Source organism: Chitinivibrio alkaliphilus ACht1, from assembly GCF_000474745.1.
Classification (GTDB): Bacteria; Fibrobacterota; Chitinivibrionia; order Chitinivibrionales; family Chitinivibrionaceae; genus Chitinivibrio; species Chitinivibrio alkaliphilus.
In genome coordinates, this window is the sequence record NZ_ASJR01000003.1 from 119,999 (window position 1) to 141,591 (window position 21,593).

At 47.2% G+C, this 21,593-nt stretch carries 20 protein-coding genes and 1 pseudogene; 15 read left to right on the forward strand and 6 right to left on the reverse strand.

Annotated features, from left to right (window positions below):
• Window positions 1-60: 60 nt before the first annotated feature.
• Window positions 61-735: a Crp/Fnr family transcriptional regulator gene (locus tag CALK_RS02355; protein WP_022636041.1), complete on the forward strand. Its 675-nt coding sequence runs from the start codon at window positions 61-63 to the stop codon at window positions 733-735.
• A gap of 15 nt (window positions 736-750) precedes the next feature.
• On the opposite strand, the gene trxA is transcribed toward CALK_RS02355, so the two are convergent.
• From trxA to CALK_RS02370, 3 genes are all read right to left on the reverse strand, one after another.
• Window positions 751-1,062 carry a thioredoxin gene (gene trxA, locus CALK_RS02360; RefSeq protein ID WP_022636042.1) on the reverse strand — a complete coding sequence of 104 codons (312 nt, stop codon included), beginning with the start codon at window positions 1,060-1,062 and terminating at the stop codon, window positions 751-753.
• Window positions 1,063-1,274: 212 nt separating this feature from the next.
• Window positions 1,275-3,944, reverse strand: a complete 2,670-nt coding sequence (locus CALK_RS11935) for a S8 family serine peptidase (protein ID WP_022636043.1) — start codon at window positions 3,942-3,944, stop codon at window positions 1,275-1,277.
• Window positions 3,945-4,079: 135 nt separating this feature from the next.
• The gene (locus CALK_RS02370) at window positions 4,080-4,778 is read right to left on the reverse strand and encodes a 6-phosphogluconolactonase (protein WP_022636044.1); all 699 of its coding nucleotides are present in this window, start codon (window positions 4,776-4,778) and stop codon (window positions 4,080-4,082) included.
• 74 nt (window positions 4,779-4,852) lie between these two features.
• Here CALK_RS02370 and gnd point away from each other — a divergent pair, with 74 nt between their 5' ends.
• From gnd to CALK_RS02420, 11 genes and pseudogenes are all read left to right on the forward strand, one after another.
• Window positions 4,853-6,310 carry a decarboxylating NADP(+)-dependent phosphogluconate dehydrogenase gene (gene gnd, locus CALK_RS02375; protein ID WP_022636045.1) on the forward strand — a complete coding sequence of 486 codons (1,458 nt, stop codon included), beginning with the start codon at window positions 4,853-4,855 and terminating at the stop codon, window positions 6,308-6,310.
• A 9-nt stretch (window positions 6,311-6,319) separates the two neighbouring features.
• The gene (gene zwf / locus CALK_RS02380) at window positions 6,320-7,663 is read left to right on the forward strand and encodes a glucose-6-phosphate dehydrogenase (protein ID WP_022636046.1); all 1,344 of its coding nucleotides are present in this window, start codon (window positions 6,320-6,322) and stop codon (window positions 7,661-7,663) included.
• 12 nt (window positions 7,664-7,675) lie between these two features.
• Window positions 7,676-8,158, forward strand: a complete 483-nt coding sequence (locus CALK_RS11940; protein WP_022636047.1) for a thioredoxin family protein — start codon at window positions 7,676-7,678, stop codon at window positions 8,156-8,158.
• Window positions 8,118-8,750 (forward strand): rhodanese-like domain-containing protein, encoded by a 633-nt coding sequence (locus tag CALK_RS11945; RefSeq protein ID WP_022636048.1) that lies wholly within the window; start codon window positions 8,118-8,120, stop codon window positions 8,748-8,750. The genes CALK_RS11940 and CALK_RS11945 overlap by 41 nt, the downstream gene beginning before the upstream one ends.
• Complete coding sequence (sfsA, locus tag CALK_RS02395) at window positions 8,750-9,892, forward strand: DNA/RNA nuclease SfsA (protein WP_022636049.1); 1,143 nt, start codon at window positions 8,750-8,752, stop codon at window positions 9,890-9,892. The genes CALK_RS11945 and sfsA overlap by 1 nt, the downstream gene beginning before the upstream one ends.
• A gap of 83 nt (window positions 9,893-9,975) precedes the next feature.
• Window positions 9,976-12,327, forward strand: coding sequence for a T9SS type A sorting domain-containing protein (locus tag CALK_RS02400; protein ID WP_022636050.1), 2,352 nt, complete (start codon window positions 9,976-9,978; stop codon window positions 12,325-12,327).
• 14 nt (window positions 12,328-12,341) lie between these two features.
• Window positions 12,342-13,127, forward strand: a complete 786-nt coding sequence (locus CALK_RS11950; RefSeq protein ID WP_420806136.1) for a glycosyltransferase family 2 protein — start codon at window positions 12,342-12,344, stop codon at window positions 13,125-13,127.
• Window positions 13,124-13,927 carry an MBL fold metallo-hydrolase gene (locus CALK_RS02410; RefSeq protein ID WP_022636052.1) on the forward strand — a complete coding sequence of 268 codons (804 nt, stop codon included), beginning with the start codon at window positions 13,124-13,126 and terminating at the stop codon, window positions 13,925-13,927. The genes CALK_RS11950 and CALK_RS02410 overlap by 4 nt, the downstream gene beginning before the upstream one ends.
• Window positions 13,927-14,598 (forward strand): orotate phosphoribosyltransferase, encoded by a 672-nt coding sequence (pyrE, locus tag CALK_RS02415; RefSeq protein WP_022636053.1) that lies wholly within the window; start codon window positions 13,927-13,929, stop codon window positions 14,596-14,598. Before CALK_RS02410 ends, pyrE begins: the two co-directional genes overlap by 1 nt.
• Window positions 14,599-14,671: 73 nt before the next feature.
• Window positions 14,672-14,866, forward strand: a pseudogene (locus tag CALK_RS13330) (cellulase N-terminal Ig-like domain-containing protein); the annotation flags it as partial.
• 30 nt (window positions 14,867-14,896) lie between these two features.
• Window positions 14,897-16,171 (forward strand): glycoside hydrolase family 9 protein, encoded by a 1,275-nt coding sequence (locus CALK_RS02420; protein ID WP_275574361.1) that lies wholly within the window; start codon window positions 14,897-14,899, stop codon window positions 16,169-16,171.
• Here CALK_RS02420 and CALK_RS02425 read toward each other — a convergent pair.
• The 3 genes from CALK_RS02425 to CALK_RS02435 form a co-directional block, all read right to left on the reverse strand.
• Window positions 16,155-17,291, reverse strand: coding sequence for a sensor histidine kinase (locus CALK_RS02425; protein WP_022636055.1), 1,137 nt, complete (start codon window positions 17,289-17,291; stop codon window positions 16,155-16,157). The two genes, CALK_RS02420 and CALK_RS02425, sit on opposite strands and share 17 nt — an antisense overlap.
• 203 nt (window positions 17,292-17,494) lie before the next feature.
• Entirely contained in the window at window positions 17,495-18,343 is an 849-nt protein-coding gene (hisG, locus tag CALK_RS02430) for an ATP phosphoribosyltransferase (RefSeq protein WP_022636056.1), read from the reverse strand.
• A gap of 22 nt (window positions 18,344-18,365) precedes the next feature.
• On the reverse strand, window positions 18,366-18,629 hold the full coding sequence (locus CALK_RS02435; protein WP_022636057.1) for a phosphoribosyl-ATP diphosphatase: 264 nt from the start codon (window positions 18,627-18,629) through the stop codon (window positions 18,366-18,368).
• 162 nt (window positions 18,630-18,791) lie between these two features.
• Here CALK_RS02435 and CALK_RS02440 point away from each other — a divergent pair, with 162 nt between their 5' ends.
• From CALK_RS02440 to CALK_RS02450, 3 genes are read left to right on the forward strand one after another with little or no spacing between them, the layout of a single operon-like run.
• Window positions 18,792-19,187: a toxin-antitoxin system YwqK family antitoxin gene (locus tag CALK_RS02440; protein WP_022636058.1), complete on the forward strand. Its 396-nt coding sequence runs from the start codon at window positions 18,792-18,794 to the stop codon at window positions 19,185-19,187.
• A gap of 18 nt (window positions 19,188-19,205) precedes the next feature.
• Window positions 19,206-20,096, forward strand: coding sequence for a homoserine O-acetyltransferase/O-succinyltransferase family protein (locus tag CALK_RS02445; RefSeq protein WP_022636059.1), 891 nt, complete (start codon window positions 19,206-19,208; stop codon window positions 20,094-20,096).
• Between the two features lie 9 nt (window positions 20,097-20,105).
• Window positions 20,106-21,545, forward strand: a complete 1,440-nt coding sequence (locus CALK_RS02450; protein WP_022636060.1) for a UTP--glucose-1-phosphate uridylyltransferase — start codon at window positions 20,106-20,108, stop codon at window positions 21,543-21,545.
• Window positions 21,546-21,593 lie beyond the last annotated feature (48 nt).

The following is a 21,593-nucleotide window of genomic DNA, read 5'->3' on the forward strand; positions in this document are numbered from 1 at the left end:
TGTAACATCGGTTACACATTGTATATATTTCTTATGGAAGGGATCAACATTGGAGGTGGCATGGCAGAGACGTCTATTTTACAATTTTCTCCCCTATTTAAGGGGGTAACAGAGGAGGAGATACTTCTCTTGCTACAGCGGTTTCCCTACCGCATGCATGACTATAAGAAAGAGCAACTGGTGTTGTTAGCAGATACTCCATTGAAATATCTCCATATTGTTGTATCGGGAAGCGTGCGTGGGGTGATCCCCCATTTTTCTGGTGATTCAGTATATGTTGAAGATATTACTGCTCCCAATATCTTGGCTCCGGCATTTCTTTTTACACAGGAGGCCTTGGTTCCCGTTGATGTAATTGCAAATACAGATGTCCGGCTTTTAAAAATGAAAAAGACGACCTTTCTTACCCTTCTTCAGGAAGACAGCCGTATCCTTACTAATTTTCTTTCACTGATCTCCCACAAGGCATTGTTTTTGCGCAAAAAAATGGAGTTTCTCTCCCTCACAACAATTCGACAGAAACTCTCGTACTACCTTTTGAAAAAGTATGAAAAAGAAGGGGAGGTGATTCATATCTCTGAATCGTTGGAAAAACTGTCGCGTATGTTTGGTATTGCTCGTCCTTCCTTGAGCAGAGAGTTGAAGTATCTGAATGATTCAGGAATAATAGCCCGAGAAAAGAAACGGGTCTGCATTCTAAATTCTCGGGCTTTACGTGCATTTCTTGATGCGTAGGGGGGCTTCTGTCGATTACACCTGTAAGGCATCCCGATAGGTTTGCTCACTTTTGACACCAACAAATTGTTCTACCTTCTTACCATTTTTGAACACAAGTACCGATGGTATTGAGGTGATATTATACTCTCCTGCTTTTTGCGGGTTTTCATCAACATTCAGTTTTACTACCTTGGCAGCTCCCTCCGTCTTTTCTGAAAGGCTGTCAATGATTGGGCCAACCATTCGACAGGGGCCGCACCACGGTGCCCAAAAGTCAACTAACACGGGAAGATCAGATTCTAAAACTTCTGCCGTAAATGTTGCATCACTTATCTCTTTTGCCATACTCGAACTCCTTTAAAATGGGTTTACACCGATAAAGCATGTTTCATGCCAAGGCCTCGCCCCTTCTTTTACAGGCTTGTGGTTCTTCCGGATGATGCATTTTGTATATATGCAACATCCTGCACTGTTGTTGTGTGGGAAGGTGTCGAACAGGAGAGAAAGAAAAAGAGGAGGCATTCCTCCTCTTTCGTATGGTGCGAAAGGAGCCTTCCTTACGGAAGACGTATTTGTTGCGTCTGTATAATTCCAGCATCGGTCATAATGCGAAATAGGTAGACTCCCGCAGGAATGTTTTTCTCACGTAGATTGAGTGTGGCAGTGCCTGGGGAGGCAATCTCTGCTATACGCCTTCCTGTGACACTGGTAATATGAATCTTCACTGGCTCATCGAGGGTGAGATGAACAGTTCCCTGTGAAAAAAGTATGCCCTCTTTGGGCCGATTTTCGTGTACAACGGGAGTAGGATCTTCCCATGAAGGGTCTGCGAAGAAGTTCATCTGAAGTCCTGAGGCATACCCCGGGTTGTTGGAACCTTCATAGGTAGAGCGGGTTGTAAACCTGATATATCGCGCTGGAGTACGGGGAAAGCCAACTGTGACAATATCTCTTTTTTCACTCCAATCAAAGGCCCCCACAGATATGGTGTCCCAAGCGGTGCCATCTGTACTTCCTTCAAGAAGATATTCGTGTATTAGGCTATTTGTACTCTCATCAAGACGGGGGGTATGGGCAAACCCCGTTGCACCGTACAGGGTATCAAGATCAAAGACGATGGTATGCGGGTGGCTTGGAGCAGGATCAAACCACTCGCCGGTTGAGCTATCAAGCCAGGCGGTGTGCCACCGTGTCGCCGTAGACATATCAAGAAGATTTGTTGCGTAGGCTTGTTCTCCATGGGTTTCTTCACTGGAGACAGACTCTATGGAAATTGTTTCCTGATCTATAAGGACCATATCTTCTGCTAAAGTTGTCTGAATAAGAGAGAATTTCTGGGACGTATCAGCACTGTTTGCGGAGGTAATACTCAAGCGGTACCCCGTAGCAGTGGGAAGTTTTTTATCAATATCCCATTCGTACTCTTGGTTTGGAGAAAGGTCTGTTTCAATCGTGTCTAATGTTCCAGTGGGATGGATGAGTATGAGGTGGATTGAATCATCAATGTTGGTGCTGCTCCATTGAATTGTGTGCGAGGTCTCGGTGGCGAACATGCGATCTTGCATGGTGGTTTCAAGGGAGAGCTCTTCTCCTGTATAGGAAAAATGGGCTTCTACATGTTTGTTGTCGTTCACTACCAGGGTTGTCGGACTTTCATCGCCGGAGAGATCGCCTGTCCACTCTGTAAAGGTGTAGCCCTCATCTGCTTCGGCTGTGAGAGTGACCACAGAGCCGGAATCATAGCGGGATTTTTGAGGATCCATATCTACAGTACCGTTTTCTGCTGTGGCATGAAGGGTGTATCTGGGGAGTGTGCCGTGCTCGTTTTCGAGCCATTCAATGGCAGCTTGCACATTAGGCTGTGGTACTATGTTTTCCGCGCCCCATCCGCTTCCTTGGGCTGTTCCTGTTTCTATGAGCAGTTCCCGCATTTCCTGCGGCGTAAGAAGAAGGTCCAGTTCGTTTTTTGCAAAGGATTGCACTGCCACCACTGCCGAGGCTACAATGGGAGTTGCCGAGCTGGTGCCGGAAAAGCTTCCCGTATAAGTTGCATGGGGGCCCCCGTTGTGCAATGCACCGTATCCTGTTGTCATAACACTCCAGTCACCCCAACCCTGTAAATTAACACGGCTGCCATAGGTGGAAAATCCAGCACGATTTCTGCCTTGAATGGTTCCGGCCCCAACAATAATTGCTCCGTTGTCTCCACGGGCATTGTATGAATTGTAAAAGGGGTCATCCAGATTTTCCCCACCATTTCCTGCAGCAGCAACAATAATAACGCCTGCATCGGAGGCTTCCTGGGTAATATCCCAAACAGCTTGGTTATAATCTGCGGGGACAAACTCCCCCCCCTGTCCACCGGTTTGCATTTCATAGAGAAACACATCTCCTGCGCGAAGACGACGGAGCCCTTCTGTAATTCCTGTAACCCGGCCATGGCGAATTTCGGATATGCCGTAGAAGGTATCAACCTCATGAACCATACCGGTAACGCCAAAACCGTTGTCGTGGGCCACCATAACACCAGCAACGGCGGTGCCATGATCGTCATTGCTGTTGTCCGTAGTTGAGATAAGTTCAACAAAATTGTCTGCCGCCAGATCTACATGGTCGTAGTCAAACCCCCATTCGATATCGGCAACGCGCACTCCTTGTCCATAAATTCCGCGGTTCCATGCGTAATCAATATTAATACCGATAGTGTCGTTTCCGTGATTGTATTTACGATAAAACTGCCGCCAAGTAAAATCGGGGATGTTCTGAGGCGATTCTATTGCGGGAGGTGGTGGAGGGTCTACCGGCTCAAGGGCTGTGTATTCAACAAAGGAGAGCTGTTCAAACTCTTCAGCCAAATCCAGCACTTCTTCGGGTGTGAGTTCTTCAGCCTCACGAACATAGACCATCCCTCGAAAAAATGAGAGGTCTACCCTATTCTGTGCCGGGGGTGGTGTTTCACCCCTTCGCATTATCTCTTGTTCTTGCGGGGTATACCGAACAGCTTGATCGTAGGAAAAGGAGTCGATAAAGGTGTTTTTCTCTGGAGAGATAGTTCGAAGACGGGAAAAGTAAATCTTGTCTTCATCCACATCCCATACATAGTCGGGGGAAAATTTCACCAGGAGCCGGTATGCATCAACACCGGGAGTAAGGCTGTTTTGGCCAGAAAGCGTACCGCTATATGCAATTGACGACACCCATGCAAGGGTGAGTAGAAATTTGAACATGGACCCCTCCGTTCAAAAAAATATTTATACATAAACTATATAAAAAGGAGAGATTTTTCATATTTTTCCTCCTGTGCCGGGTGTCTCTTCTCTCTAAAAGAACGGTCTTCTGCGTTTTTTATTATGGGAAGAGGGTCAGCGCGACCTTCCGCGAAGGTTTTTATAGTACTCATAGAGCGCTTCGTCGAGATGTACGTGAGTATCTGTCCGATTTAGTAACACTTGCACAAAGGGTTTTTGGGGCTGTTTCTGTAGGAGCCACTCAACACAGCATTTTTTTTGTGTACCCGTAATTACCATATGAATTGTGCGCGCGGCAAGAATTGTTTTAAACCCCAAGGTGATACGCGTGCGGATGCCTCGGGGACTTTCTGTTGCGAGAAAGGGAGAGGTGAAATTTTGTGCGGCGGGGGTGCCAGGAAAGATGCTTGCACAATGCCCGTCATCTCCAACCCCGAGAAAGACCGTGTCAAGACGGGGAATTCCCTCCGTATCCATGCAGGTGTTGCAGAGACGCTCATAGTCTGCAACACTTTGGGGGTGATTCTGTGCAACATCGGGGCGGTTACAGGGAAAAAAAAGAGTACGGCAGGCTTCTCCCCAGTTTGATTCAGGGGAGGCGAAGGGGGTAATCCTCTCATCGACGGGGAGGAAGAACAATCCGTCTAAGGCAGGGGCCAGACGGCGCCATGACGTACAAAGGGCTGCGTAGGTCGATCCTCCGGAAAGGGCAACCCGTTGTTGGAGAAGGTCAGGGATAAGTTTTTTTGCTAAGGTTGGTATGCCTTGAAATGGAACGATATTTGCTTCTTCTATATTTCTTGACGTATTCATGGGTAGTACCTTTACGCGTTGGTGGTATCGATATATATAATATATGGTGTATGGTGATGCACAAGGAGAGAAATATGGAAAAGAACGAACTGTATGATATTGCGGTGATTGGCCTTGCCGTTATGGGGCAAAATCTTATTTTAAACATGGCAGACCACGGATACCGTGTGGTTGCTTTTAATCGAAGCAGAGAAAAGGTGGAGTCGTTCATAGATGGTCCTGCAAAGGGGTACGACGCTATTTATGGCGCCCGTTCTTTGGAGGATGTCTTTGCACGCCTTGCACGTCCCGCACGAATACTACTTATGGTTCGGGCTGGTGATGCGGTTGATGCGCTTATTGAACAGCTTCAACCCTGGCTTCAGAATGGGGATGTTGTGATTGACGGGGGCAATGCTAACTATGAAGATACGGTTCGTCGTGAGCGGACGCTCTCTGAAGCGGGGATTCACTTTATGGGGGTGGGTATCTCCGGTGGTGAAGAAGGCGCGCGTCGGGGCCCATCCATAATGCCCGGGGGGGATTTAGCAGGATGGCCCCATGTAGAAGATTTGTTTAAGACTATTTCTGCAACTGCCCATGATGGGGCTCCTTGCTGTGAATGGGTTGGTGCATCTGGGGCGGGGCATTTTGTAAAAATGGTCCATAATGGTATTGAGTATGGAGATATGCAGTTGATTACCGAGGCGTATCTTTTGTTGAAATATGGTTTAGGAAAATCAAATGAAGAGATGGCAGATATATTTGAGGAGTGGAATACTGGCGAGTTAGATAGTTATCTTATTGATATTACAGCGGATATCTTGCGTTATAGCACAGATGAAGGTCCGCTTATTGATACGATTCTTGACGCGGCTGGTCAAAAGGGTACCGGTAAATGGACGCTTATGAACGGAGCAAATATGGGGGTTCCCCTCACTCTAATAGGAGAAGCTGTTTTTGCTCGTTCTCTTTCGGCGCGGGTTGAGGAGCGGCATGTGGCTGAAGAGGCATACGGTGTTCCTGGCACCGCCAATCTGCGTGGGCAAATTAGTGTGGAGGATATTCGTCGTGCTCTTTTTAGCGCAAAGGTTATCTCCTATGCCCAGGGGTTCATGCTTATCAACACGGCAAATGTGGAAACAGGATGGGGGATCGATCAAAGCACCGTGGCGCTTATTTGGCGTGGAGGGTGTATTATTCGGAGTGTTTTTCTCGATGATATCTCCCGGGCCGTAGGCCAAAATCATCAGCCGAAGAGTTTGCTTACGGCACCGTATTTCCGTGATATCCTAAGGGAATACCATGGTGCGTGGCGTCGTGTCGCTGCAGCAGCCCTTCAGTCCGAACTTCCCATCCCAGCCTTTGCTTCAGCCCTTACATTCTTTGATGGATATCGTCGCACCCGCGGTGGGGCTGAGTTAATTCAGGCACAGCGTGACTATTTTGGAGCCCACACATATGAGCGCCGAGATCGTCCGCGGGGAGAGTTTTTTCATACGGACTGGACCGGTCATGGCGGTGCTACGGCATCATCGTCCTATTCGGTGTAAGGAGGAGCTGTGGAATATCGTCAAAAGAACCAGGATGTGCCGACGGCCGTTGTTATTTTAGGGGCTTCAGGAAATCTTGCACAGAAAAAGCTGATACCCGCCTTGAGTATGCTCTTTCAATCGGGAAAACTCCCGCAAGGTTCGGTGGTGGTAGGTACTGGCAGAAGTGATCTTGGGCACGAGGGGTTTCGCCGTCGTGTGTCCTGTTGTGACTCATTTAAACAGCGGATGTACTATCACCAAGGGATGGCGGGGCTTAAGGCGTATGTGGAGGAATTGGGAGATTTTTCGAACATAGTGATCTTTTTTTCCCTGCCCCCCCATGTCTATGAAAAAAATATTGCAGAGTTGTATGCAGAAGGGTTTCGTGACGGGGTGAAGGTTGTTTTGGAGAAACCCTTTGGGTATGATACCGACTCAGCTCGTCGGTTAAACCGCTTTATTCATTCATACTACGCTGAGGAGCATGTGTATCGTATTGATCACTATCTTGCCAAAGAAGCGGTACAGAATATCCTCGTGTTTCGCTTTGCAAATATTCTCTTTGAACCCTTGTGGAACAGCACCTATATTGATTCTATACAAGTCAACTGCTTTGAAGATATTGGCGTAGAAGGACGAGCAGGGTATTTTGATTCAGCAGGAATTGTGCGTGATGTTGTGCAGAATCATTTGGCGCAGCTTCTTTCCCTTATTACCATGGAGCCGCCCCTTACCTTCTCAGCCGAGGATATCCGTACTCAAAAAGAAACCATTTTGAGAAGTTTGCACATAGAACAGTATGCGAAATGGCAGGCAGAAGAGTATCTCCACGAGCCGGGGGTTCCCGCCTCTTCCACCACAGAGACGTATGCCGAACTTCAGTTGTCTGTTAATACCCTCCGTTGGAGTGGCGTCCCCGTATATATTCGGGCGGGGAAGTACATGGATCGTAAGGGGACAGAGATTGGTGTTCGCTTTAAAAAACTACCACCTCTGTTGTTTAATCGAGATGCAGCCTTGTCTCAGAATCAGATCATTTTTAAAATTCAGCCTGCTGAAGGAATTATTCTTGATTTGGTAAATAAAACCCCCGGTGAAAGCCATCTCATGAGTGATACGACCATGCGTTTTTGTTATGGTGAGCAGTTTCAGCAAGAGATTTCAGAGGCGTATATAAAGTTGCTTTCCGACACCATACAGGGTGATAAAACCTTGTTTTTAAGTGCTCACGAGGCTGAGGTGTCGTGGGAGAAATTTGACCGTTTGTTACAAGATACTACCCTGAAGGGGAGATATTCGGCAGGAACTATTCCTCCGTCGTCTTTGGGGGTTGAATGGATAGATTTTAAAAAATATGAACAGTATTGTTGAAGGAGTAGTGTTATGAAACTACTTATTTTTACCATGATTTTTCTTCTTACCGTGAGTTGTGGTGGTGATACACCAGAGGTAGATCAGGTCCAGGAGTCGTCTGCCGAGGCGATTCAAGAGGTGTCATCTTCTGAGGTGGCTCTGCATGAGGTTGCATCGGCCCAAGAGATGGAGACGATTATGGAAGGCTCGTCGGATCATCTTGTGGTACTTAATTTTTATGCAGATTGGTGCGGGCCGTGTCAGCAGTTGGCTCCAGAGTATGAAGCCCTTGCCCAAGAGGATACAACGGGCACGCAGTTTTATCGGATAAATATTGATGACCATGGTTCTCTTGCTCAAGCCTACGGAGTTCGCGGTATTCCCTTTACCGTATTTGTCTATGAGAACGACGTTGTTCATACGCTTCCGGGCTTGAATCCACGAAGGGATTACGAAGAGGTGGTGAATCGCTATGCGCCAGAAAAAAAATGTTATAAGTGGCACCGTGCATAAGGGAATACGTCGTATTCGGGTGGATGCTCTTGATGAGAGCGGGATTGGTTTGTATCGGGGGGACAGTGTGCAGATCTACGGAGACCTGTTTGCCCGTGCGAGTGCTATAGAGAGTGAGTTGTTTTCTCATGAGGAGGGTGATGCCCCCGATTTTACAGAGGGCGTTTCTTTTACTGCTCGCGATACAGGAAGATATACTCTCCATATTGTGCTGGACACAAACACTTCTGTCAAGCTCCCTCTTCAGGTGTTGCCCTTTCAATCTACTGAACAAACGCGGTATCGAGAAATTTCCTCTGCGGAGATGGAACAGTACCGCCGCCAGGGAAACCCCGTACTTGACGTGCGTACGGAACAGGAGTTTTCTCGGGAGGCTCTCTCCGGGGCGATTCATATTCCCCTGCATGAATTAGAGCAGCGCATCCATGAGCTGCACGGCTATGAGGATGCGCCGATCTTGGTGTATTGTCGATCGGGAAATCGATCTACCGTGGCAGCTAATATTCTCTTGTCCCATGGGTTCTCTGCTGTGTATAACCTTGAACACGGCATTATTGAGTGGCGTCGGGATGGTAGGGAGGTTGTGCCGTAATGTATTTTACCAAACCACTTTCTGAAGCAAAATTCCTTTCACGTCCCAATCGCTTTGTAGTGAATATACTCATAGAAGGAGCCTCTGCAGGTGCGTCTCTTCCTAACCCCGGGAAGCTGGGAGAGCTTTTTTTTCCCGGGGTAACCCTCTTGGTCTATTCCATGGAGGGAAGAAAAAGCACCTACCCATGGAGAGTTGCAGCCGTAGAAACTCTCCACGGAGAGATTGTTATGCTTGATACCCAAGTGACCAATCGTGTTGCAGAGTATTTGATTACGCAGAAACGTATTACGGGGCTTCAAGGGTGGTCTCTTGTTCGACGGGAGTTTCCCCTTGGCAAGAGCCGCTTTGACTTCCTTCTTCGTCGGGGGGATCGACACATGCTTCTTGAAGTAAAGTCATGCACTCTGTTTCACGGAGAGACCGCCATGTTTCCCGATGCGGTAACCAGCCGGGGAAGCCGTCATGTCTCAGAGCTTGCTGAATATGCTCAACACGGGTATGACGCGGCAGTGCTTTTTATTGTGCACGGTGGGTATATTCGCCGGTTTTCTCCTGAGTTTCATACTGATCCCGTCTTTGCTCAAACCCTCTATGAGGCACGTATGCACCTCCGTATTTTTGCAGAATCCATTGGGTGGGATCGATCATTACGTCATATCGTTTCCCAGCATTCTCTTACAGTCGATTGGCGTGGGTATGAAACTCACGGTAAAGATTCAGGCATTTATGCCGTTGTTTTGGAAAATAGGGAAGAGCAAAGTGTTGCCATTGGTGCCATGGGAACACGTGTGTTTCAGCCGGGCTTTTATCTCTACATAGGGTCGGCAAAAAACGGGCTTACGGCACGGGTTGCTCGCCACCAGCGAAAACGAAAGAATAAGCACTGGCATATTGATTATCTTCGTGATGCCACACGGGTGGTGCAGACCTTTCCCATTCGTATCCGGGGTGAGAATGAGTGCTTCTTTGCCCAGGACGTTTCTGCCCTTGCTGATGAAGAGATTCGTGGTTTTGGGTGTTCAGACTGTTCTTGCAGGAGTCATCTTTTCTATTTTAAAGCCTCTCCCATACAGAATCCGTCTTTCCAAGAAATACTCCTAAGGTATCGCATGGAGCACGTCTTCGCCTCTCTTTCATAATGTAGCCCTTTCTTGTATCGTCAAGATATTGTGGTGGAGCGTTAATTATATTATAAGACGGATTCTTCGATAGAAGGAGAGGTATGAAATTTACCATCTGTATCTGTCTGCTCTGTCTTTTGTGTAGTGTCTCGGCACGTAACACTATTTTTCAATATTCCGCGTCTACACAGACCACGGAAGCCTATGCACTTACAGACTCGACGGGGCTGCTTGCTACATCGGCAGGTGTAGCACGATATATTCATGATTCCGTTGTGCTGGAGCGCTCACCCCGTATGAAAGATGTTCGTATATCCGCCATGACCCGTGATGACTCTGGAACTGTTTGGCTGGGGTCAGCTGGCGGATATGTATACCGTACAGATGAGCGTCTGCACGAGGTAACTCCCTATGGTGATTTGACAATCTTAGGTGAGAGCCGTGTTCGGCAGTTTCTGTTTTATGAATCACTCATGTTGGTGGCCCATGATAATGGTCTCTCTCTCTTTGATCGCGAACAGGAGAGTTTTATACGCACTGCCACGGAGTTTGGACAGGATGTTGATGGTGACCCCATTGCAGGGGCTGTGTCACAGCTCTTTATTGTGGACGATACACTCTTTGCTCTTTCGGGAAATAGTTTAGTGTACTACGAGAATCTTTCTGAGCGGGTGCGTTCCCTTGCTTTTTCTGATCCCTCTCAGTGGGAGTATCGTGAGCTTACGCCCCCGTTGGAGCTTGGGCAACGGCTTTTTTTTGCACCAGATGAAACCTTCCTTCGCTTCCGTGCACCGGCGCGATTCTTCGGGGATCATTTCTTTTCTCTCTCAGAGCTATCACTCTTTTCTTTTTCTCCCCAGGGAGATACCATTGAAGAGTACTCGTTTCACACAGAGGCCGAGGAGCATCGTTTTGATAGTCTTATCACCCTTTCCCCCGGAGTAGATTCCCTTCTTTTTTTAGGAACAAACCGCGGACAGTTTTTGATGTTTAATACTCTCTCCGGTGAAACAGAGCACGTTCTCTCCGTGCCGGGGCTTCGAAAAAATGATATTTGTCGTGTGTTTTTGGCTCGTGATGGAGCACTCTGGATGTTGCCCTATCTTGCCCAGTATCGGGAAGAATGGGGACATCCTGCAACGCCCAATCAGATTGTTCGCATGGCGGGGGATTCTCTTACCTATTACGGCCCTCATACGGAGGGAATTGGTCTTTTGGGCCGTTCAGATACATTATCAGCCATCACAGAGGATACGTCCGGTATTCTGTATGTGGGCAGCCCGAGTGAGCATGTTATTCGGTATCGTAATGGTGCGTGGGAGCGGGTGCTTTTTGACGCAAATTATGAGGAGCCTCCAGTGGTTACCACTGATAATTCGCATCCCCGTGCTCGAGACTGGATGAAAATAGATCGCATGCATGTGGATCAAAAAAACACCCTATGGGGAGTCAACTGGCGTGGTCCCAATAGTCCTTCTCAGACGCCCTATGCATGGGCATGGAATGAAGAACGCGATTCCTTTCGAACCTTTGGGGTTGCCCCGGATTTTGCGAACCGTACATCAGCATATTATCTTGCTCCGGGGGCAGATACCACCATGGCGGTGTTTTTTAATAACTCCCGGGGGAGTTTTACTGTTCTTGATGGACGTCTTTCTGTCTTTGATGAATCGCGCCCCTACGATGATATTCGACGTGATTCCAGTACGGTGGGAGCGCGCGTTTTTGATGTAGCCTCGCTTGCCTCGGGGAGTATTGTTGCAGCGACGCAGGACGGAATTGGCAGTATCCGTTATACTGAAGAAGAGACCGTACAGGAATTTCTTCGCATTGACGAAGGAGCCGCAACAGCTGTTGCAGTGGGACGAACCATGCATGAGGAGGGGCGTTCTGTAACAGATATATGGGTGGGAGTTCGTGAGCAAGGTATTTTTCTGTTTGGTTTGTATGAGTATGTAACTCCTGACGGAGAGTTTGACCGCTTTGAGTTGCGTCGAGAAGAGAGTTTCTCGCCGATTACTTCCCGCGAGGGGCTTGGGGCATCTACGGTGGAAGATATGGTGTTTGATGGGGAGGGGAATCGTCTCTGGGTGGCCACTCTCAACGGGGTAAACCGAGTTGAAATATATCGGGATACCCGCCCACTTGATGAACATAGTTCTGAAACCCTTCGCATGTATCCTAACCCCTTTATACGTAGCGATCATAAAGAGGTGACCATTGCTGGAGTGAGTCGAAATTCGTATGTTGATATCTATACGGAATCAGGCCGTTTAACAGCTCGCTTGACTCCCTACAACTCTGCTCTTTCCGATACAACTCCTGAAGGGATTATTCAGTATCGGTGGCGTCCTTCAAGCTCACTACCAGCAGGAGTGTACATGGTTGTTGTAAAGGATGGCCGTGATGATAATACAAAGGTGGCAGTATCAAAACTTCTCATACTTCCCTAGGCCCCATCAGTGTTATTATTCCCACCAAAAACCGGCACGCCCTGCTTCAGCGGGCTGTTCAGTCGGTCTTTTCTCAGCGCTTACTCCCGCAAGAACTGCTTATTATTGACGATGGTTCTGTGGATGGTACGGCTGCATGGGCTGAGCGTCTCTTTCATCCCGAGGTTTCTTGTCGATATATTTCTTTAAAAACATCTCGTGGAGGAGCAGCAGCACGTAATTACGGTATTTCCGAAGCGCAGCAAACCTATGTCGCCTTTCTTGATGATGATGACTGGTGGCATCCAGAGAAACTCTTTTGCCAATATGAACGCGCCCTTTGGGACGATAGCCCCGATCTTATTTATACAGGGGTTCGGGTTATGGAAGATGAAAGCCACGAGGTTCGGCGAGTACTGCATATACCGCACTGTATGCCTCGAACCTCAATTCTTTTGTATAACTATGTAGGAATCACTTCAACAGTTCTCATTCGACGCACGCTTCTTATGCAGGAGGGGTTTGATTCGCGCCTGCCGGCATTGCAGGAGTATGATCTCTTTATTCGGCTTATTCGACAGGGTGCGCATGTAGCAGCAGTACCTTCCCATCTTGTCTACTATGCCCATCCTGCCAAACACGATGGTGTTTCTACGTCCCTGCGAGGTTTTTTTAGTGCTGCAAAGATTCTTCTGCGGAAGCAACCACTTCTGCTCCCCCGTTTCTTTCAGTTTTGCGGGCTTATACGAATTTGTGCGCAGAAAATTCGTGTGTCTCACCGGTTCCGTGGCCATCTGCGCGGAAAAAGGAATGCCCTATGAAAACCGCTCTTACCTTTCTTGGCACTGGAACATCTCACGGGGTTCCCACCGTTGACTGTATGATGGAGGGGTTTGTTCGCTGCCCCAAGGGAGTGTGCCAGGAGTCTGCTGAGGACCACCGACATCGCCGGTTACGCTCCTCTCTATTTGTGAGATACGGAGAGACAGCTGTGCTTATAGATGCCACACCTGATTTCCGGGAACAGATGTTGACCCAGAATATATCTCGCATGGATGGAGTTGTCATAACTCACAAACATGTGGATCATATCCTGGGTATCCCTGATCTACGTTCCTATTCAAAGGCCCGTTCAGAGGGACTTCCCATATATGGTTCGAGTGAAACAATTCAGGCAATTCGTGAGAGTTTTGCGTACATCTTTGATCCTCATACCGTTGTCGGTGGGGGCATACCGCGTTTGCATGAAGAGGTTGTTACAGAACCTTTTTCCGTGGGAGAAATTCTCTTTGAGCCGATCAGGGTGGAGCATGGTGCATGCAGGCAATGCTATGGATATCGGTTTAATGATATCGCCTATCTTCCCGATATGAAAGCCTTTTATCCTGGTGAAGAAGAAAAAATTCGTGGTGTACGCCTCTTAATTATCGATTGCCTTCGTACGGAGCGTCCCCATTCAACTCATCTTATTTTACCTGAAGCTATTGCCATTGCTCAGAAGGCGGAAGCAAAGAATACTCTTTTTACTCATATGTGTCATGGAATACATTATAAGCATGATCAAAGGTATCTTTTTCCCAATATGGATTTTGCCTTTGACGGATTATCATTGGAGGTATAATGGAAGCGTATAAGAAGGAATTTATTGAATTTATGGTACGAGCAGGCGTTCTTACCTTTGGAGACTTTACCACAAAAAGCGGGCGTAAAACCCCCTACTTCATTAATACGGGAAAATATAGTACCGCCGAAGAGATACAGAAGCTTGGTGCGTTTTATGCCCGTGCCATTGCAGCTGAATACGGTACGGATGAAGCCTTTGTGCTGTTTGGCCCTGCCTACAAGGGTATTCCCTTGGTAGTAACCACTGCGGTTGCCATGCATCATGCTGGACAGGAGGCGTCATTCTGTTTTAATCGAAAAGAGATAAAAGATCATGGTGAGGGCGGTAGCCTTGTAGGGCATAGCCTCAAACCGAATGATCCTGTACTTATTGTGGAAGATGTTACCACGGCGGGAACCTCTATTTATGAGACGGTGCCGCTCTTGCGTTCGGCTGCTCCCATATCGCTTCGAGGCTTGATTGTTTCTGTGGACCGTATGGAAAAAGGGTCTCGTGGTGTTACAGCCTTTGAGGAGCTTCGTCAAGAATTTCACATGGAGACTCGTGCCATTGTTACCATAGAAGAAATTGTTTCCTATTTGCATAATCGCGTCATTGATGGTACGATTTACATCAACGATGACATGAAAGAGCGCATTGCAGAGTACCTTCGTATGTATGGTGCATAGACGCGTGTTTTCCTGAAGGAGATGGTATGGAATTTCGCTATAATCAAGCAGGCTTTGTTCCGGGGGAACAAAAACCGTATACCTTGTGCATACTGAGCCAGCAGAGCAGTTTTCGGGGCCTTTTTACCTCTGTTCTGAAGAGGATGGAGCTCCTGTGTATGAGGGGGAAATTACCTCCACCGCGGGGTGTTCTCAGGGTATCATCTCTGCAGTTTCGGTCTGTGATTTCTCTTCGTGGGAGACTCCCGGAAGATATTTTGTTTCAATTCCCGGCGTGGGTGGCTCGCCCGTATTTAGTGTGCAAAAAGAGGCTGCCTGTGATCACCCTGCGGAGGAGATACTTCATTTTTTCCGTTCTCAGCGATGTGGTGTTGCCACGCCGCTTCATGGGCCATGTCATCAACATGACGGATCTAAAGAGCATCCACTTACCGGCGGGTGGCATGATGCAGGGGACTATCTGAAATTTGTGGTAACAACCTCCTTTGTTACCATAGAAATGCTCTCTGCGGTGTTGGCAAAGAACAGCACCGAAACTCGTCTTGCTGCATCTGTTCTCAGAGAGGCTCGAGTGGGGGTTGAATGGTTGCTGAAGATGACTGACGGATACGCTGATGGCCGGTTCTATTATCAAGTGGGGCATCCCGACGATCATCGATTCTGGCGTTTGCCCGAGGCCGATCGTACGGGACAGGAGTATCTGCGTACTGCCTATGCGGGGTGGGGAAAAAATCTCAATGGCTTGGCTATTGCTGTGTTTTCCATGGCAGCTCGTGCCTTTGTCGAAGATGACCCTGATTTTGCTGCATGCTGTGGCACGCGGGCAGAAAAGCTGTGGGAGTTACGTGATTCTTTTCCCGATGTACAAAACACAACGCCGGAATCATTTTATACTCAGAGTGACAGTAAAGACTCCATGCTTTTGGGGGCTGTGCAGCTCTATATTCTGACAGGGAGGGAAGAGTTACTTCCTGTTGTTGATAACCTGTTGAAAACTGTTGAAAACTATAATATCGGCTGGGGTAATGTGGGGTTTCTTGCCCTTATAACAGCATTTGAAGCAGGAATTGATCGTTCTTTTTGTACTGAAGTACTCCAAGGATGTGTGGAGAATCTTGCCAAGGTTGCCAAGCGTTCGCCCTTTTGTCGTGCCTCTGAATTGGTGTGGGGAAGCAGTGCTCAAATAGCTGCAGATGCACAGAAAATTTTACTGTACGAGGAATGCACCGGTGACAGAACCTTCCGTTCACTTGCAATTGCACAGGTCGATTATCTCCTGGGGGCAAATCCGTGGGGGGTTTCTTTTGTTGTGGGAGTAGGGTGCAAATATCCCCGTTTTGCTCATTCTCAGCTCAATGATCTTGCGGGTCTACAACGAGGGGCTGTGGTGGGAGGTCCAGGGCTGCGCCGTGATTGGGAAAAGTTCTTGAGCCTCCCCGCGGGATATACGGATGTTTATGGGCCGTATCAAGGGGCAGAAGTATTCTATGACTGGATTGGTGATTACTATACCAATGAGGTTGCCATTGATTATGCCGTGCCGCTTCTTGCAGTATTTACACTTCTTCAGTAGCATCCGTAGGGGGGTGTGTTTTCAGGCGTATGCGAAAGGTTGTTCCCTCATGGGCGGAGCTTGTAAAAGAAACGGTGCCCTTTAGAATTTCTTCCCCGAATAGTTTCATTGAGTAGGTTCCAAGACCTCTTCCATCACCTTCTTTGGTGCTAAAGCGACTGGTAAAAATGCGTGGTTGTATGGCTTCGGGAATGGGTGTCTCATTCCATACGGATATCTCTACTTCTGTTTTGGAATGGGTTGCCGTAACCCGAACGGTTTGTTCTTCCTTTGTTCCCTCCAGGGCATTGATAATCATATTACTCACTACGCGCTGGAGCAAAAAGTAGTCTGAGTAAAAAGAGAGATCTTTCTCTGGAGTATCAAAGCGGAGGTTTCTTTTTTTTGCAAGGGAATGGGCGGCATATGTGTTGTGTAATTGTGTGAAAAGTTGGCTCAGATGTATCAGTTCTTTCTTCGCCGTATAGAAAGAACGACTCTTTTCCATAAGCAGCTTTTGTACTTCAAATTCCGCAAGGAGATTCTCCGAACTTTGACGAATAATGTTAGCAATTTCATTGGTATGCATCTGCTGAGATAAGAGTTGTACTCCCCCCAGTATCCCGTTTAGGTGATTTTTCATATCATGAAAAAAGGTCTTCTCCAGAACAGATCTTTGTTCATGGGCGGTGATATCCTGAATAAAGAGCAAAACAAAGGTGTGTTTCTCGATGGAGATGGGGTGCGTGCTGACTTCCATAATTATATCTGAGCCAATGCTGGTATGTTTTGCACGGATACTGCATTTCTCTGTTCGTTTTTCCCCCGTCCTAAGACTTGCCATGGTGGCAATGGCTGCACCACAGCTTTGGCAGGCTGTACCGGTGCCGCATCCTTCAGGGGCGTCTGGTTCAAATTGACACTGCATGAGTTCACCGAGGCGAAGCCCCAAGGCTTCTTCCGGGTTGGGTATGCCCGCAAGGGTCAGGAGTTCTGTATTTACGGCAACGATCTGACGATTATGGTCAAGAACTGCAAATACTCCCTGAATTACACGCATAAGCTCGGATATGACCGGATTGCGGTTTAATAGTTGGATTTCATTTTTAATTGTACCCGGGTGTTTAAATAAGTGTCTCATGACGTATCCTTTTCACAGACTAAATGAATCGATACCTCATTATACCATGAACAGTTTTTTTTCAACCCTACGTGCTGGTTTTATCTGCCAGATAGAACATTTTTTTAGAACAGGAGCAGGGGCATTTCGGTTGTATTGCAGATAGAAAAAGTGCCGTCTTTGCGAACGGCACTTTATGCGCTCTTATTTTCCTCGAAAGATATTTAGATGCGGCAGGTTTTAATTTCCGAGACGAATATGCCCCGGGCACCGCGATCGTAGAGTTGGTCGATAAGAATATTAATACCTTTCTTCTTGACCATTGATTTTACTGCCACCCATCCATCTTCTGTGAGGGGGGAGATAGTTGGGGCCTCCACACCAGGGGTTAACTCCGTCAAGGTATCCAGTTTTGCTCGGGGGGCATCGTATTCAACAAGCACGTAGGAGCGAGCTCTCAAAATGCCTTCAATTCTCGTCATGAAGGTGGCGATATCACTATCTTTATCTGCGTGCGACGCTTTGCTGATTAATATCGCTTCGGAGTGCATAATGGGGTCGCCAATCGTTTTAAGGCCTGCTTCTTTGAGGGTTTGCCCCGATTCAACCACATCAGCAATGGCATCGGCCACATCGAGCTGGATTGAGATCTCTATGGCTCCACTGAGAGGAACAACCTGTACGGTATTGCCTCGTTTTGCCATATCTTGCTCTACTAAGGTTGGGTAGGAAGTGGCAATACGTTTATTATCAAGGTCATCCGGGGTAATATCGAGGTGTGCCGGTACGGCATAATAGAAGCGTGATTTTCCAAAATGAAGGGGAAGCAGTTCGTGGTACTCCCGCTTGCTGTCTATGGCAAGATCACGACCGGTAATACCAAGATCAACAATGCCGTCATGGACATAGGTGGCAATATCACGGGGACGGAGGTAATAAAATTCTATTTGATGGGTTGTATCACGTACAACCAACTCGCGGCTTCGGCGCTTACATGCATATCCCGCTTCTTTAATAAGCTGCACACTTTTCTCAGAAAGAGACCCCTTATTGGGGATCGCTATTTTTACCATGATACATCCTTTCTATAATATATTAGAGATAGCGGTAGACGTCTTCAAGGGTAAGATCATTGGCTATCAGCAATACCTGAAGGTGGTATAAAAGCTGTGAAACCTCTTCAGCGGTTTTCTCTTTTCCCTCATATTCAGCAGCCATCCATACTTCTGCAGCTTCTTCTACAATTTTTTTTCCGATAAAGTGGGTCCCCTTATTGTACTCTGCAACCGTACCTGACTGGGGGTCTTGAGCTGCAATTTTTTTTTGCAATTCTGTAAAAAGTGCTTCAAAGCGTTTCATTTCGTATCCTTATTTATGGTAATTCTACGCTAAAATAATTTATGCTCCGGATGATACTGAAAAAACCCTTCCTTTACTCTTCACCAATGATACTATTGCCCCCTTGAAATAATCTAATTATATTCATGGTGTTACAATTTTGCTCAAAAAGGAGTTTCTTCTATGAAGAGCGTTACCGTGATATTTTGTCTGGCCCTTCTGCTTTTTTCATGTGGAGAAGATCCCCGAGACTCCCTTTCATATGACGACCGAGGTATGCGTGAAGTTGCTGCTCAGGATCTGGAATTACGAGATAGTCTTCAATACGTTCGTGGCGAAGACAGCCCTTTCACGGGGGTGGCTGTTGAGTTTTATGAGAGCGGTGCCGAGAAGGTTCGAGCGGATGTCGTGGAAGGCGTCTACCATGGCCGTACGGTTTCTTTTTATGAAGAGGGCGGTGTTGAACTAGAGGGGACCATGAAAAATGGGGAAATTCATGGTGAAGTTGTGGTCTATTTTGAAGAGGGGTATGTACGGGACCGGCTTCTGTATGAGCAGGGAGAATTGGTAGATCGATAAGAGTGAACGGAGCTGAACGTGACCATTATAATACCTGATGATTATCCGTCGAAAAAGGCCTTGGAGGATCGACGAATCCTCTGTATTCAAAATGCCAATGCCTTAAAGCAGGATATCCGTCCATTGCGGATTGGTATTTTGAATATTATGCCTGAGGCGGAAAACTACGAATTTAATCTATTGTTTCCCTTGGGCCGATCTGTCTTGCAAATACAGCCCATTTGGATAAAGCTGGATAGCCACACCTATGCCAGTTCAGATAGCCAACACTTACAACGTCATTATCAACGTTTTTTTGATGCCGTAGAAGAAAAGCATCTTGACGGGTTTATTATTAGCGGCGCTCCTGTGGAACAGATTCCCTTCACGGAGGTACACTATTGGCAGGAGCTACAGGAAATTATGGCATATGCCCGGGAGAATATCGTATCAACCTTGGGTATTTGTTGGGGGGGGATGGCTCTGACAAAATATTTGGGCATTGAGAAGCGACTCTATGAGAAAAAGCTTTTCGGTGTTTTTGAGACACATAATATTGCTCAAAATCATCCAATTACCGGAGAAATGGATGATATTTATTGGTGTCCCAACAGTAGATATGCCGGGTATGAAGATCGGGATCTTGAGCACGCGCGTGATGCAGGAAAAATTGATCTCCTTGCCCATTCCCCCGAAGCTGGGTATTTGATTTACGAATCGTCGGATCATCGGTTTCTTATGCACTTGGGACATTTTGAATACAATGCAGATCGGTTGGTAGAAGAGTATCGACGGGATCTTGAGAAGGGGGTTGTCATTGATGCCCCGCTTAATGTTGATTTACACCACCCGGTAAATCGATGGCGAACCCATAACCTAGAGTTCTTTTCAGAGTGGATTCGCTATGTCTATCTTACCACAGAGTATTAGGGAGAGAGCATGACAGAGAGTTTTGGATGTACAGAAAAAATGCAGGCGGCAGGGATCGACCAGCGAATAATAGACCTATTTCATCAGCAGCTTGAGAAGTTACACCGCGGAGATCGGGGATATATTCTTGAAGAGGATCTCACGCCGGTGATGTCCGGGGAGATCCCTCGGTCAGAAGATCTGGGGTCCTATTTATCCGTGGGGCAGGAGGCGCTCTCGCGATGCGCCGTTATTAAATTAAACGGTGGTTTGGGTACCTCCATGGGGTTACAGGGGCCAAAGTCCTTTCTTCCTGTGAAAGGGGAGAAGCGTTTTATTGATATCGTGATTGCGCAGATAGAGATGCTTCGTCAGCAATACGGTCAAGAAATTCCCCTTATATTTATGAATAGTGCCGTGACGGATGCTGAAACCCGTGCTCTTGTCAAGGAGCATGCGGCTTTGCGTGAACAGGCTGTTTCTCCCACATTTGTACACCATAGTCATCCAAAGGTTCGTGTTGATACACTTTCAGCAGTAGACACAGATACACCTGATCTAGAGTGGAATCCCGCAGGCCATGGTGATGTCTATGCGTCACTGTATGTTTCCGGGCTTCTTGATGCCCTCCTTGACAGGGGAATAGATTTGGCATTTATTTCAAATATCGATAATCTGGGGGCAACCCTCGATCCTTCTATTCTCGGGTATGTCGAACATCAGCGAATTCCCTTTCTCATGGAAGTATGTCATCGTCGTGAGATGGATAAAAAAGGTGGGCATATTGCGCGAAGTACGCACGGATATTGTCTCCGGGAGCGTGCGCAAACCCGGGAGGAAGACCTTGCTGCCTTTGAAGATATTAATCGATACTCCTATTTTAATTCAAACTCCCTCTGGGTAAATCTTCGTCAGTTGCGTGAGTATATTTCTTCCCATGGGCTTCCCCTATTGCCTCTCATTGCCAATGAAAAGCATCTTGACCCGCGGGACGAGTCAACTCCCAAGGTGTATCAAATAGAAACGGCCATGGGTTCTGCCCTTTCTCTCTTTTCTGATAGCGTTGTTTTGGAAATTCCCCAAAAACGCTTTCTTCCCGTAAAGAAAAATAGTGATCTTCTACTGCTACGGTCTGATCGCTATCATGTAGACACAGAAGACCGGTATTGTGAAGAGCCGGGGGTAACCTCGCACATTACCGTAGAGCTTGATGAACGGTATTATAAAAAATATGATGACTTTTGTGCCAGGGTCCGTCGTATTCCCTCCTTACAGAAATGTCGTCGTTTTTCCGTAACAGGGGATGTGGTGTTTAAGGAGAATGTGGAATGTATTGGTGAGGTTGCCTTTACTAATTCCACCTCTGAACCGCTGATTATTGAGAATCGGGTTATAAAAACGAGACAATACAAAAATAAGGAGGGGCTCCCCTCCTTATTTTCCCCATACCAGCAGGGCTGGACGGGATGACGATGTTTGGATGTGTACTCATACTAAAATCTTTTATCTATGAGTGCA

Coding starts and splice junctions, on each gene's coding strand:
- CALK_RS02370 (WP_022636044.1), bottom strand. CDS start 4,778: ATGAATACGTCAAGAAATATAGAAGAAGCAAATATCGTTCCATTTCAA.
- CALK_RS02440 (WP_022636058.1), top strand. CDS start 18,792: ATGAAGAGCGTTACCGTGATATTTTGTCTGGCCCTTCTGCTTTTTTCA.
- CALK_RS11935 (WP_022636043.1), bottom strand. CDS start 3,944: ATGTTCAAATTTCTACTCACCCTTGCATGGGTGTCGTCAATTGCATAT.
- CALK_RS02355 (WP_022636041.1), top strand. CDS start 61: ATGGCAGAGACGTCTATTTTACAATTTTCTCCCCTATTTAAGGGGGTA.
- CALK_RS02410 (WP_022636052.1), top strand. CDS start 13,124: ATGAAAACCGCTCTTACCTTTCTTGGCACTGGAACATCTCACGGGGTT.
- gnd (WP_022636045.1), top strand. CDS start 4,853: ATGGAAAAGAACGAACTGTATGATATTGCGGTGATTGGCCTTGCCGTT.
- CALK_RS11940 (WP_022636047.1), top strand. CDS start 7,676: ATGAAACTACTTATTTTTACCATGATTTTTCTTCTTACCGTGAGTTGT.
- trxA (WP_022636042.1), bottom strand. CDS start 1,062: ATGGCAAAAGAGATAAGTGATGCAACATTTACGGCAGAAGTTTTAGAA.
- CALK_RS02400 (WP_022636050.1), top strand. CDS start 9,976: ATGAAATTTACCATCTGTATCTGTCTGCTCTGTCTTTTGTGTAGTGTC.
- CALK_RS02450 (WP_022636060.1), top strand. CDS start 20,106: ATGACAGAGAGTTTTGGATGTACAGAAAAAATGCAGGCGGCAGGGATC.
- CALK_RS02425 (WP_022636055.1), bottom strand. CDS start 17,291: ATGAGACACTTATTTAAACACCCGGGTACAATTAAAAATGAAATCCAA.
- CALK_RS02435 (WP_022636057.1), bottom strand. CDS start 18,629: ATGAAACGCTTTGAAGCACTTTTTACAGAATTGCAAAAAAAAATTGCA.
- hisG (WP_022636056.1), bottom strand. CDS start 18,343: ATGGTAAAAATAGCGATCCCCAATAAGGGGTCTCTTTCTGAGAAAAGT.
- sfsA (WP_022636049.1), top strand. CDS start 8,750: ATGTATTTTACCAAACCACTTTCTGAAGCAAAATTCCTTTCACGTCCC.
- pyrE (WP_022636053.1), top strand. CDS start 13,927: ATGGAAGCGTATAAGAAGGAATTTATTGAATTTATGGTACGAGCAGGC.
- CALK_RS11945 (WP_022636048.1), top strand. CDS start 8,118: ATGCGCCAGAAAAAAAATGTTATAAGTGGCACCGTGCATAAGGGAATA.